Here is a 12,852-nt window from a genome sequence, read left to right on the forward strand (position 1 = left end):
CGCCTGCCCCGCGCCCGTCCCGACGCTAGTCAGTGGTCGTCCTCATCACCTCCACCTGCTGTAGGAAGAATGAGGAGCAGGATGCGACAGATGAACCAACCGAGCCCGTGAACGAGGGTGAACCGCATCAGGTCGGAAAGGCGGCACCGAACATGGGGCTGCAGGACATCGCGGAGGACCTGGCCGCGCGGCTGGGCCGTTCGGTCGCGATCGACGATCTGGACTCCCGGTTGCTGGCGCACACCGCGCACGAGGAGCCCGTCGACCAGTTCCGGATCGACTCGATCATGCTGCGCCGGCCACGGTCGGAGAACACCGTCACCCGGCACGCGCGCGACTTCGGCATCGACACGGCCACCGGTCCGGTGCGGATCCCCGCCAGCCCGCGGCTCGGCTCGTTCGCGCGGCTCTGCGTGCCGGTCCGCTGCTCCGGGACGCTGCTCGGCTACCTCTGGCTGTTCGACGAGCCGACACCCGTGCCGGACGACGATCTGGAGCCGGCGCGCGCTGCCGCCGCGGCCGCTGGCGAGGTGCTCTTCCGCGAACGCCTGCTCGACGACCTGCGCCGGGCCTCCGAACGCGAGCTGCTGCGGGACATCCTCAACCCGGACGACGAGGTGCGCCGACACGCCGCCGCCCGGCTCGTGGCCGACCACGGCATCGCACCGGACGCCCGGGTGCTGGCCGCGGCCGTCGTGATCGACCACGCCGCCACCGCCCCCGATTCCCATGCCGGGACCGCCAGCCCGGCCGGGACCGTCGAGCTGGATCTGGCCCTGCGGCGGGCGCGGCAGCGCCTCACCCCGACGCGGGCGCTGGGCATGGCCACCAGCGCCACCGGCGGCATCCTGCTCCTGATGCACCCCAGGCTGCCCCGACGCGAGGCGCTGCGGGCGGAGGCCGAGCGGATCCACGCGGACCTCGCGACTCACCTGCCGGCGTCCGCTGTCTGGGTGGGGCTCGGGCCGGAACGCCCCGCCCTGCGGGAGGGCGCCGGCAGCTACCGCGAGGCGCTGGAGACGACCCGGGTCGCCCGCCTGGTCCCGTCGCTCGGCCAGACGGTGTTCTCCGACCAACTGGGTGTGTACGGGCTGCTCGCGCGGCTGCCACTGGAATCCCTGGAGTCCAGTGCGCTACCGGCCGGGCTGCGCCGCCTGCTCGCCGCGGACCGGTCCGGTGCGCTGGTCCAGACCCTGGAGACGTACCTGGACCTCGGCGGAGACCCGGCCCGCACCGCGGCGCGCCTGGTCATCCACCGCACCACGCTCTACTACCGCCTGGGCCGCATCGTCGACCTCACCGGCCTGGACCTGCGCGACGGAAACGACCGCCTCGCCCTGCACCTGGGCCTGAAACTACGCCAGATGCTCAGCCGTGGAACGCCTCAGGCGTGGGGCGCGCGTCAGACATAGAGCACGTCAGACATAGAGCACCTCAGGCATGGGGCGCCTCAGGCGTAGGGACGTAGACCGTGCTCGGCGAGCGGGCCGAGCTGAAGGCCCGCGTCGTCGCAGCGGGCCGCGAGCTCGGGCAGCGCCCCCAGCGCGCTGCGCCACGCCCCGGGCGCCGAGGTGCAGTCGCTGTCGTGCAGCAGCACCGTGGCGCCACCCCGCAGGTCCGGCTCGATCGTCGCCAGCACGTTGGACGCGGTGGCGGTCGCCGTCCAGTCCCGGCCCCAGGCCGTCCACAGCACGGGGGTGAGGCCGAGGCGGTGGGAGGCGGCGAGCACCCCGGACGACAGCACCCCGTGTGGCGGCCGGACGTACCGCGGCGCCCGGCCGGTCGTCTCGGCCAGCAGGTCACGGGTCCGCGCCAGCTGGTCGTAGGTCGACATCGGGCCCCGCAGCAGCATCGGGCGGTGGTCCCACCCATGGACGGCCAGCTCGTGCCCCGCCGCGGCCATCTCCCGCACCAGGCCGGGCGAGCGCTGCGCCATCCCGCCGAGGACGAAGAAGGTGGCGCGGACGTCGAGCTCGTCCAGCACCTCGAGGAAGCTCGGGGTTGAGGCCGGGTCGGGACCGTCGTCGAAGGTCAGAGCGACATGGTCGGCGCGGCCAACGCCGGCCAGCGCGGGCGCGACCGCGGTGCGCAGCCCGCGAAACGTCGCCAGTGACGGCAGACCGTAAAGCAGCGCGCTGGCCGCCACGAGACCACCGCCCACCGTCGCGAGACCCGTTCCCGCGCGGCCCCGTCGCGCTTCCTGTCGTCGCATGCCCCCACCGCCGTGCGCCAAGCCGTTACCAGTCAGACCGTTACCAGTCAGGCCCCATGCCGGACCAGTCCCCGATGCACACTGTCCCACACCGTCGTGGCCGTTCCGCGCGACCCGCACGTTCCGTCACCACCATGCGTGGTATTTGTGTCGGGGAGTTGACTGAAGCAGGGGCCGGCGCCCTCGGCGCGTAACAACGACAAGGCCATCCGGTCCGACTCGACACCGCAACGCGATGGCCGGCAGCACCGGGGTTCCGATGGACGTCCGTCGTGGCCCCCTATCGACAGCCACCTCCTACGGACGACCAACCGTGGCCCCTGGCAGCGGCTCGCTCACGCGGATGCAGGACGATGTCACCGCGTGGTCTGTCCGTGTCCGAACGTGATACTGGTCCGGGACTGGGTCCCGGCGATCACGCGTCGGCGAACTGGAGGGGAGTCGCGCTGAACATCCCACGCATGGGCGCTATCGGCTGGATGTTCGTGGGCGCCATCGTTCTCGCCGGGATCGCGCTCAGCGCCGGCCGGCAGGACCCGGACGAGGCACGGATCGTCCTCTGGGGCGACTCGCTGGCCTGGGAGGCCCACGAATCGTTCGTCGCGGCCGCGCAGGCGGACGGCTCCAGCAAGACGCTCACCCGGACCTGGGGCGGCACGGCCCCCTGCGACTGGCTCGACGACATGCGTAAACAGGCCCGCCGCTGGGATCCGACCGTCGCCGTGCTCTCGTTCTCCGGCAACACCGGCTCCGACTGCATGCGCGACCGGGACCTGCTCACCGCCTACCGCACGGACGTCACGGAGGCCGTCGAGATCCTGACCCGCCGCGGGGTCGAAGTCGTTCTCACCGACTCCCCGCCCCGCAAGGACCAGCCGGTCGGGGCCGACGGGCTGACCGAGCTCGACCGGCTGTGGCGCGACATCGCCAGCATGCGGACGAACGTCCGGGTGGCCCCGGCAGGGGAGGTCCTCACCATCAAGGGCCTGTTCATGCCGCGGTTGGCCTGCGAGGCCGGCGAAGCCTGCGAGAAGGATGGGCAGGTACCCGTGCGCAGCCCGGACGGTGTGCACTTCTGCCCGATCATCATGCCGCCGATGACCCCCTGCCCGACCCGTTCCTTCGGTGCCGAACGCTTCGGCCGCGCCCTCGCGGAGGCCGCCCAGCCGGAGGACACCGCCGCCGCCTGACGGGCTCGTCGATGTCGAGCACCAGCGGCACGGCGTCGAAGCCCGGCAGCGGTTCCTGCGGCGGTTCCTGCGCGAACATTCCGGCCACGCGCTGGACGGCTGGTCGCGACCGGCCGATTGATTTCCTACCGGAGCGACAGCTCACGCCACGCTAGTTTTGGGGCCACCCAGAAGCAGAGGAGTGCCCGTGGGCAAGGTGGTCATGTACAGCTCGGTGTCGGTGGACGGCTTCGTCGCGGACGAGAATGACCAGCCCGGACCGCTGTTCGACTGGTTGACCAGCGGTGACGTCCCGTTGGACGAGAGCGGCGAGCTGAGGGTGTCGCGGACGTCCTACGACTACACCCGGCCGTACTGGGACCAGATCGGGGTGACACTCGTCGGCCGCCACGTCTTCGACATCACGGACGGCTGGGGCGGGAAGCCTCCGAGCGGGATCGACCACGTGGTCGTCGTGACGCACCGTCCGGAGCCCGAGGGCTGGGCCCCCGAGGCGCCGTTTCACTTCGTCGACGGCGTCGAGGCAGCCGTTGCCAGGGCACAGGAGCTTGCGGGCGACCGCGTGGTCGAGGTCGCCGCCGGCGAGGTCGGTGGCCAGGTGCTTGCCGCAGGTCTGGTCGACGAGGTGCGCATGGACGTCGTACCCGTCGTGTTCGGGTCCGGCAAACGCTACTTCGGGTCGGTCCACGCGCAGCACCTGCTGGAGGATCCTGACGTGATGATTCAGGGCAACCGGGTGCTTCACCTGCGCTATCGGGTGCGGAAACGAGGTTGAACGCCAGGCTAAAGCGGTGAATCCGCCTTGGAAGCCGTAGTTACCCCCGAGTGCGCGGTGGGCGGAACAGCCGCCTCACTCGCAGACCGACCTCGGGGCACGGCAATCCGTGAGGGCACATGCGCCACCTCCGTGGTGGGCACCGGCACCCGGCGACGGATGGTCTGTGCGCAGACCCGGGCCGCATCGACGAGCACGACGAGCGCGAGCAGGGCGAACAGCATCGCCAGGACACCGTCCACCGTGGAGTTCAGCACGACCCTGTGCATGTCACCGATGTTTTTGGCCGGTGCCAGAATCCTGCCGTCGTCGAGAGCGTCGGCGTAGCGGTCCCGCTGGGCGAAGAACCCGACCCTGGGGTCTGCGGAGAAGACCTTCTGCCAGGCCGCGGTAAAGGTGACGGCGACATCCCAGGCGAGCGGGGCACCGGTGACCCAGGCCCACCGCACCCGCCCGCTCTTGACGAGCAGGGTGGTCGCGACAGTCAGCGCGATGGCCGCGAGCAGCTGGTTGGCCATCCCGAACAGCGGGAAAAGCTGGTTGATCCCACCGAGGGGATCAGTCGCCCCGGCCCACAGGAAATAGCCCCACGCACCGACCACCAGGGCGCTGCTCAGCCAGACTCCGGGCCACCAGCTCACCCGGCCGATCGGTTTCCACAGGTTCCCGAGCGTGTCCTGAAGCATGAACCGCCCGACCCGGGTGCCGGCGTCCACGGTGGTGAGGATGAACAACGCCTCGAACATGATGGCGAAGTGGTACCAGAAGGCGGCCAGCCCGCCGCCACCGAAAGCGCCGGAAAGAATGTGGGACATGCCGACGGCGAGCGTCGGGGCGCCGCCGGTACGGGCTACCAGCGTCGGCTCGCCCACGGCCCGGGCCGCGGCGTCGAGTGAGTCCGGGGTGATGGTGAAGCCGAGGTGAGCGACCGCGGCCGAGGCCGAGGCCGCCGTCTGCCCGACCACTCCGGCGGGCGCGTTCATGGCGAAATAGAGGCCAGGGGTCAGAGCCGCCGCCGCGATCAGCGCCATCAGCGCGACGAAGGACTCGACCAGCATCGCCCCATAGCCGACCAGCCGTATCTGGGACTCTTTCTGGATCATTTTCGGGGTGGTGCCGCACGCGACGAGCGCGTGGAATCCGGACAGCGCGCCGCAGGCGATGGTGATGAACAGGAACGGGAACAGGCTGCCGGCGAACACCGGCCCGTTACCTCTGGTCGCGAAGGGGCTGACCGCCTCCGCCTGGAGCACCGGGAGCTCGACGACAACACCCACGGCGAGCAGACCGATGGTGCCGATCTTCATGAAGGTGGAGAGGTAGTCGCGTGGCGCGAGCAGCATCCACACCGGCAGCACCGAGGCGACGAAACCGTAGCCGACGAGGCAGATGACCAGCGCTTTCGGGCTCAGGGTGAAAGCGGAGGCGAGCCCCGACTGCTGTACCCAGCGGCCGGCGACAATCGCCGCGAACAACGCCGCGACGCCGAGGGCGGTCGCCTCGGCCACTCGTCCGGGCCGAATCGCCCGCAGGTAGAGACCCATGAACACCGCGATCGGAATCGTCATCGCGATCGAGAAGGTGCCCCATGGCGAGTGCGCGAGCGCGTTCACCACGACGAGTGCGAGCACCGCCAACAAGATGATCATGATTGCGAAGACGGCGACCAGCGCGGCCACCCCGCCTACCGGGCCGATCTCGTCCCGGGCCAGCTGGCCGAGGCTCCTGCCGTCACGGCGCACCGAGAAGAACAGGGTGATCATGTCCTGCACCGCGCCGGCGAAGATCACGCCGACGACGATCCAGATCGTGCCGGGCAGGTAGCCCATCTGCGCGGCCAGGACCGGGCCGACGAGCGGGCCGGCCCCGGCGATGGCGGCGAAGTGGTGGCCGAACAGCACCCGCCGGTCAGTCGGCTGGAAGTCGACGTCGTTGGCGAGGCGCTCGGCCGGCGTCGCCCGGGTGTCATCCACGCGCAGCACCCTGTCCGCCAGGAACCGTGCGTAGAAACGGAAGGCGATGGCGTAGGAGCCCAGGCCCGCGACCAGCATCCAGAGCGCGGACACCGACTCGCCCCGGGACAGCGCGAGCACAGCCCAGCCAACCCCGCCGGCCACCGCCACGATGGTCCAGACGGCGATCGACCGCGCCCGTCCGGCCCTGCCGGCGGTGTCGACGACGACGCGATGCGCGGTCACGAGCCGCCATCCCTGATCGCCCCGCTGGACAGACCCGCGAGTCCGACATCCGGCGGCAGGTCGCAGCTGAAGCGCCGCAGCCCGAACCGGCGGCGGCAGTCCACCGCGATCGCCCGGCCCACCAGGTACGGGTAGGCCCGCGGATGGGCCACGGCGCGGTCGGGCGGGTCCGTGTCGAGCGGGCGGAAGCCGCGGTACCCGCACGTGACAGCCCTCGGCGCCGTGCGCAGCCACGGCTGGCCGGCGCATCCGCAGCACAGCCCCAGCGCGGCCCAGTCGAAAACGATCATCTCGTCCGCGCGGAGCGCCGTGCACGCACGGCCGGTCAGGCGGATCAACGCCGGCACGTCCTCATGAGCGGAGTCCACCGACATGACACACGAAAAGCAACGACCCGGCTACATACAGTTTTCGCGTCGCCGCGGCGAGCCTCGGCGCCCAGGCCGACGTGATGGAGCGGCAGCAGTGCGGCCAGCCAGAACGGGGCAGCGCCCCGTCACGACGCTGTGACGGGGCGCTGCTTTCCCTCCGCTGCGGCCGGCCTGACATCCGGGAGGTTGTTCTGCCAGGCCGACCGCGGGAGGCCTGTCGCGCACGGGGCCGGCCCGCTGACGGGTGGGGCGCGGAGCTCCGAGCGCTGGGTGCTGAGTACTGAGTACTTACTGGAAGTCGGTCGGAACCGGCTCGGACCATTTCCGGTCCGTGCCCGGCCAGCACAGCCACGGCTTCTCGGCGGTCGCCCCACCGATGAACTCGAACTTGCCGCCCTTGTAGGTCAGCAGGCTCATGCACTCCTGCTTCGGCCCGTGGGTGGCCGGGTCGTCCTGGGTCGGCATTTCGTGCTGACGTGACCAGTCGATCGCCGGGACGAGGCCGCCCGCGGTGAAGGAGGTCAGGGCGTTCGTCGCCTTGACGACGGAAGCCTGGGTGAATCCGGGGCCAGCGGCCTTGATGCCCTGGTAGGCGGTCTCGGCGGCGATCCAGCCGTACTCGGCGAGCTCCGTCAGCTTCGATCCGCTCTTTTCCATCCACTTCTTGAACAGGGCGAGGCCGTTGCCCTCCCCGTTCGACTCGAAGGGCCGGAAGGCGACACCGAGGACGTCGCCCTCGAACAGGTCACCGGCGTTCTTCATGAAGGTCAGGTCGTAGGAGTTCGACTGCAGGATCGGGACGTCCGCCATGCCCTGCCGCTTGAGCTCCTGGGCCAGCGTCTTCTGGCCGTTGATGTCGAAGCAGCTGACGATGAACTCGACGCCGGCGTTCTTCATCGCGCTGACCTCCGGGCCGATCCCGTTCGGGATGCCGAAGGCGATGCCGTTGTTGGTGTAGACGACCTGCTGGCCGGTTTCCTTCGAGTAGAGCTTGATGGTGTCGGTCGCCGCGTTCGCGCAGTCCTTGGAGCTCTGCGAGACACCGTAACCCAGGGTGGCGATCTTCTTGTCACCGAGGACCTTGGGAGCGTAGGCCATGAAGTGGCGGGTGCAGGCGATGCACTCGACGCCGTTGCTCGCGTAGATCGAGTCGTGGCCGTTCATGTCGTCCGGGTACCACGGGACGGAGTAGACCGGGATGCCCGCGTTGGCCAGGTCCGGCCAGCCGGTCGCCAGCATCGGGACGCTCAGGGTCGCGAAGGTGTCATTGTCGTTGATGATCTGCAGCGAGCCCTCCTTGTTCTTGGCAAGGGCGTCGTCGATCGTCGTGGTGAGCTTCAGCTTACGGCCGTCCAGGCCGCCCTCGCTGTTGCGGTAGTCGAAGTAGGCGTTGATGCCCTGGATGAAACAATCGTAAAGGCAGGTGCCCAGCGGGTTGTTCGTCTTCGTGCCGATAGCGGCGAAGTGGATCTCGTCGGCGGTGACGCCCGGCGAGGCGTTGGCCTCACGCGACACCGGGGTGTCGGGGGTCTTCTTGTCACCCGAATTCGAACAGGCGCCGACCAGAAGGCCGGCGATGACAACGACAGAGGAAATCCACGATAAGTGTCGTCTCATCAGACCGAAATCCCTTCGCAACGCCATGCGATGTGCAAGGCTTGATGAATTGAACCAGTGTCTCGGCGCCCGGGCATATTCCGTCGCCTTTAATCAGATACAGCGCGCTCCCGGCCGCGAGCCGATCACCGGTAGCGATCGGCCGGGCATTGGCCGGGCCTCCCGGTGACCCGTGGGTTGCCCCATCGGCTGGACCACGCTCCTCGGCTGACGGGCCGGGCCCGAGGCCACCAGCGGGGCCCGGCTGGATCCGGGTTCCGCGCACGGCAACCTGCCCATCTCGACCTCCAGGAGTCACCGGCCACCATCCGCGCCCACTTCCTCACAAGTCTCCGCAACGGTGCGTATTGTTAATGCATCGGCGCGCCTGTGTCTAGGCTTAGGCGCCGTGACCGATGCCCGCCGGGGTAGACCCCGCAGCGACCAGGCCGACCGCGCCATCCTCGGCGCCGCTGCGGACCTGCTCACCTCTGTCGGCTACGAGCGGCTCTCGGTCGAGGGCATCGCCGCCCGGGCGGGCGTGGCCAAGCAGACGATCTACCGGCGCTGGCCCTCCAAGGCGGCAGTGGTCGCGCAAGCCGTCCTCGCCGCGCAGTCCGGGGTTGCGATCGCCCCACCCGCGGACACCGGCGACCTACGCGCCGACCTGCAGGAATGGGCGCTGCAGTATGGACTGTGGCTGGCCGATCCGGTCGTGTCAGCGATGATTCGCGGGCTTGTCGCGGCAGCTGTGGACAGCCAGACCAACGCCACCCGGCTCTACGACCACCTCGCCGACCCGATCCGCACCGCGATTCTCAGCCGCCTCACCCAGGAGGCGGAACGGGGCACGCTCCGCAAGGACGCCGACCTCGACGCGCTCATCGACGCCATCCTCGGCACCATGCTCTACCGGGTGCTCTCCAGCCTCACCGACGACCCCAAGCCCGACCTCGGGGGGCTCGTGAACATCCTCGTCGACGGGGTGCGGGCTCAATAAACGCCGCCCCAGCCCACCACCTTTCGGTAGGTACGGGCGGCGACCTTCCAGGCGGCGCGCTCCCCCGCCGCGGTGTCGGTGAGGACGGCGAAGCCGATCTGCTCCCCGAAATCCGGGCCGTTCCCCAGGTGGACCCGGAACCGGACCGCCGCATGCCCCGGATCGATGAAGACGATGTCGTCGATGCTCGGCCGAGCCGTCCGCACCATGTCCGGGTGTGCTGACCGCACCTGCTCCAGCAGCGGGCGCAACGCCTCTCCGCCCTCGATCGCCGCAAGCGTCGCGGTGGTCGCCGCGGCCACCGCGGCCGGGTCGGAGCCGCCCTGCCCACCGGTGAACGCCGTGGTGAAGGCGGCTCGGATCTGCTCGTCCGCCGCCTCCGGGTCGGCCGGCGGGACGCCGGGACAGGGCAACGCGAGCCCATCCGGCCACAGGACGACGGCCCGCTCCGCGGCTGCGCGCACGACGGCGGCGTCGACGACGGTCTCGCAGATCTGCAGCCCACGTGCCGGGAAGGCGGCCAGCAGGGTCAGGGGCCCGGGAGGTGGGAGCGGAGCGAGCCAGTAGCGGACCACCGCCCGCGGACCGGCCTCCGGCTCCGACACCTCGCGCCCCGACACGACGAGCTCCACGCCGTCGCGGCCGGGTGCCGGCCAGGCGAACTCCCGGGGCCACGGCATGCTGCTCGCCGTACGCCCGTCGGCGAAGCGGACGGCGAACGGAACGATCATGCTCGCCCCGTGCTCCCAGCCGCCCGGAAGTGTGGGCTCCCAGCCCGGCCCGCTGCCGTGCCGCAGCCGTATTTCCAGCGTGATCTCCACACCCATCGGGTAGGCGGACATACCGACGACGGCGACCGCGGTATCCGCATTCGCGCCGATAAGCTGCTGAACCGGGGCGACACCGGGAAGAAAGTGCGTCAGGTTGCGGCCGAACGGCAGCTGCCGCGCCCTGCCACCGCCCCAGGAACCGAAGCCCCGCGCCACCGCGGACGCTATGGAACCGGGCTCCGCGGAGGAGAAGTTCATGATCTCAGATCATGGCAGAAATCACCCGTTCCGGACAGGCAACAAACAACGAACAACGCCGACAAGCCGGGGAGACCGTGCCTCATCTACGCGCCCGAATCCTCGACCGCATCGGCCAGCTTGAAGGGACCGCACGGGCCGTCCCGGGGCCGTCGATCTGGAATCCGCGGCAGGCCTCCGGCATGACCGGGGTCGCTCCCGCGACCGCCGCGCACGTCGCCCGGTGGAACCCGAGCACTGTTCTCGTGCTGTGCGCCGGCGCCCGCGAGATCGTCGAGCTGCACGGCTACCGACACGACTGCGAGGGCGAGAACGGGCCGTGGAGCGTTCCCGAGGGCCGGGCCTGCGCGACCCTGCGCGCCGCCGCCCGGATGCTCGGCGTCGATCCGGACCAGGGCTGAGCACGACGTATTATTCGCCGGACGATCAGCGACCTGGAGGAACGGACGATGGCTGTGCCTGCCGAGGAGCTGCTGCCAGGCACCCGCCGCGCCCTGCTGCACCGGCTGGCCGTCGGGCAGGCACAGGGGCGCACGCCCTCGCTGGTCGGCGCCGTCGTACGCGGCGGGCGACTGGTCTGGGCCGACGGCCGGAGCATGATCGACGGGCACAGCCCGGACGCGGACGTCCAGTACCGGATCGGTTCGATCACGAAGACCTTCGTCGCGGTCCAGGTCATGCGCCTACGGGACGAGGGGGCGCTGGATCTGGCCGACCCGCTGGCCCGGCACCTGCCCGACCTCGCGGCCACGCCCACAGCCGAAGCCGCGGCAGCGGCTGGCCTGGGGGCGGGGGTCGGCGCCGCAGGCGGCGCCGGAGCGCTGACGATCGCCCACCTGCTCGGCCACACCTCGGGCCTCGCCTCCGAACCTCCCGGGCCCTGGTGGGAGCGCACCCCGGGAACGCTGCGGCCGCGGCTCGGCGACGTGCTCGACGAGCCGCCGCTGCGCCATCCGCCGGGCCGCCGGTTCCATTACTCCAACCCCGGGTTCGCGCTGCTCGGTGCGCTCGTCAGCCGGCTGCGCGGGCAGCCGTGGGGCGACACGCTGCACCAGGAGCTGTTGGCACCGCTCGGCCTGAGCCGGACCACACTGCTCCCGCAGGCGCCGCACGCCGGTGGCTTCGCGGTCCATCCCTGGGCCGATGTGATGCTGCCCGAGCCTCTGCAGGACACCGGTGTGATGGCGCCGGCGGGCCAGCTCTGGTCGACCGCCGCCGACCTGGCCCGTTGGGCGGTGTTCCTGACCCGCGGCGACAAGGACATCCTGAGCGCCGACACCCTGGCCGAGATGCGCCAGCCCACCTCGGGCCCCGACAAGGCCGACGGCTGGACCACCGCCACCGGGCTCGGCCTGCAGCTGCGGCGGCACGACGGCCGCCTGCTGTACGGCCACGCCGGCTCGATGCCGGGATTCCTGGCCGGGGTCTGGGTGAGCCGAAGCGACGACGTCGCCGCGGTCGTCCTGGCGAACGCGACGGCAGGGCCCGCGGTCGCCCAGATCGCGGCGGACCTGATCCGGATCGTCGCCGAGCACGAGCCGCGCATCCCGGAGCCCTGGCGCCCGGTGTCCGCCGTCGACCCGGAGCTGCTGGCGCTCACCGGCCTGTGGCACTGGGGCCCGGCACCGCACCTGATGTACCTGCGCGCCGACGGCGGGCTGGAGCTCATCCCGCAGGGCCAGACGGGCCGCGGCTCCCGCTTCCGCGCCGAGCCGGACGGCACCTGGACGGGGTTGGACGGCTACTACGCGGGCGAGACCCTGCGCGTCGTCCGCGCGGCGGACGGCACCGCGGGCCACCTGGACATCGGCACCTTCGTCTTCACCCGCACGCCCTACGACCCCGGCGTGGACATTCCCGGCGGCATCGACCCGGACCCCTGGCAGGCCTACTGACGTCCCGGCGTCCGGGCGGGCTCGGCGGCGGTCAGGCGGTCAACAGCGTCGTTGAGCGCGCCCAGCTCGGCGGCGAGGGCCCGCACCCGGTCCGGCCCGAACTCGGCCAGCGCCTTCTTGAAGACCTCGGCCCGCAGTGCGCCTTCATGCGCGTACACCCGCTCGCCCTCCGGGGTCGCCCGCAGCAGGCGGCGCCGGGTGCCGGGCGCGGGCAGGAACTCGAGGAGACCACGGCCGATCGCGGCCTTCACCTGGCGGCTGACCGTGGACTGCTCCAGTTGCAGCATCTCCTCCAGCTCTCGCATCGAGAGGGGGCCCGTTTCCGCCAGCGCCCAGAGGATCCGGAAGCTCGACCGGTCGAGGGTCGACTCCTCGGGAAGCTGGACCCGCCTCCGGCTGAGCCGCAGAACCTCGTTCCCGAGCGCCCGCAGCGCCTCGTCGTCGATCGACTCCCCCAGGTCCCCCGCCAACCTCAGATCCCCCGAGACCTCGGGTTCCGACCAGGCCCGGTGGTCAGGGTGCGGCGGGCCGGCGGTGTGGCTGCCGTCCATAGCATCCTCCAGTACGTGGAACACAAGCAGTACCAG

12 protein-coding genes are annotated in these 12,852 nt (G+C 70.9%); 6 read left to right on the plus strand and 6 right to left on the minus strand.

Features of this window, described 5'->3' with window-relative positions:
• Window positions 1-152 precede the first annotated feature (152 nt).
• A complete protein-coding gene (locus tag AWX74_RS27175; RefSeq protein ID WP_193209730.1) occupies window positions 153-1,412 on the plus strand; it encodes a PucR family transcriptional regulator in 1,260 nt (419 codons plus the stop codon).
• 38 nt (window positions 1,413-1,450) lie between these two features.
• On the opposite strand, the gene AWX74_RS27180 is transcribed toward AWX74_RS27175, so the two are convergent.
• Window positions 1,451-2,212: a polysaccharide deacetylase family protein gene (locus AWX74_RS27180; protein ID WP_091282804.1), complete on the minus strand. Its 762-nt coding sequence runs from the start codon at window positions 2,210-2,212 to the stop codon at window positions 1,451-1,453.
• 461 nt (window positions 2,213-2,673) lie between these two features.
• Between AWX74_RS27180 and AWX74_RS27185 the strand changes: the two genes are divergently transcribed.
• Complete coding sequence (locus AWX74_RS27185; RefSeq protein WP_091282806.1) at window positions 2,674-3,402, plus strand: SGNH/GDSL hydrolase family protein; 729 nt, start codon at window positions 2,674-2,676, stop codon at window positions 3,400-3,402.
• A 187-nt stretch (window positions 3,403-3,589) separates the two neighbouring features.
• Window positions 3,590-4,177, plus strand: a complete 588-nt coding sequence (locus AWX74_RS27190; RefSeq protein WP_091282808.1) for a dihydrofolate reductase family protein — start codon at window positions 3,590-3,592, stop codon at window positions 4,175-4,177.
• Window positions 4,178-4,185: 8 nt separating this feature from the next.
• Here the strand turns inward: AWX74_RS27190 and AWX74_RS27195 are convergent, their stop codons facing one another.
• The 3 genes from AWX74_RS27195 to AWX74_RS27205 form a co-directional block, all read right to left on the minus strand.
• Window positions 4,186-6,375, minus strand: a complete 2,190-nt coding sequence (locus AWX74_RS27195; protein ID WP_091282810.1) for a carbon starvation CstA family protein — start codon at window positions 6,373-6,375, stop codon at window positions 4,186-4,188.
• Window positions 6,372-6,749, minus strand: a complete 378-nt coding sequence (locus AWX74_RS27200; RefSeq protein WP_091282812.1) for a hypothetical protein — start codon at window positions 6,747-6,749, stop codon at window positions 6,372-6,374. The genes AWX74_RS27195 and AWX74_RS27200 overlap by 4 nt, the downstream gene beginning before the upstream one ends.
• Before the next feature lie 285 nt (window positions 6,750-7,034).
• Entirely contained in the window at window positions 7,035-8,363 is a 1,329-nt protein-coding gene (locus tag AWX74_RS27205) for an ABC transporter substrate-binding protein (protein WP_091282814.1), read from the minus strand.
• A gap of 388 nt (window positions 8,364-8,751) precedes the next feature.
• Here AWX74_RS27205 and AWX74_RS27210 point away from each other — a divergent pair, with 388 nt between their 5' ends.
• Window positions 8,752-9,342 (plus strand): TetR/AcrR family transcriptional regulator, encoded by a 591-nt coding sequence (locus tag AWX74_RS27210; RefSeq protein ID WP_131799543.1) that lies wholly within the window; start codon window positions 8,752-8,754, stop codon window positions 9,340-9,342.
• On the opposite strand, the gene AWX74_RS27215 is transcribed toward AWX74_RS27210, so the two are convergent.
• Entirely contained in the window at window positions 9,336-10,370 is a 1,035-nt protein-coding gene (locus AWX74_RS27215) for a hypothetical protein (RefSeq protein ID WP_091282818.1), read from the minus strand. The genes AWX74_RS27210 and AWX74_RS27215 overlap by 7 nt on opposite strands.
• Window positions 10,371-10,447: 77 nt before the next feature.
• On the opposite strand from AWX74_RS27215, the gene AWX74_RS27220 reads away from it, so the two are divergent.
• Window positions 10,448-10,771 (plus strand): DUF6221 family protein, encoded by a 324-nt coding sequence (locus tag AWX74_RS27220; protein ID WP_091282820.1) that lies wholly within the window; start codon window positions 10,448-10,450, stop codon window positions 10,769-10,771.
• 48 nt (window positions 10,772-10,819) lie between these two features.
• Entirely contained in the window at window positions 10,820-12,265 is a 1,446-nt protein-coding gene (locus AWX74_RS27225) for a serine hydrolase domain-containing protein (protein WP_091282822.1), read from the plus strand.
• Here AWX74_RS27225 and AWX74_RS27230 read toward each other — a convergent pair.
• A complete protein-coding gene (locus AWX74_RS27230) occupies window positions 12,259-12,816 on the minus strand; it encodes a MarR family winged helix-turn-helix transcriptional regulator (RefSeq protein WP_091282824.1) in 558 nt (185 codons plus the stop codon). The two genes, AWX74_RS27225 and AWX74_RS27230, sit on opposite strands and share 7 nt — an antisense overlap.
• Window positions 12,817-12,852: the final 36 nt, after the last annotated feature.

Origin of the sequence: Parafrankia irregularis (assembly GCF_001536285.1) — a bacterium.
Lineage (GTDB): Bacteria > Actinomycetota > Actinomycetes > Frankiales > Frankiaceae > Parafrankia > Parafrankia irregularis.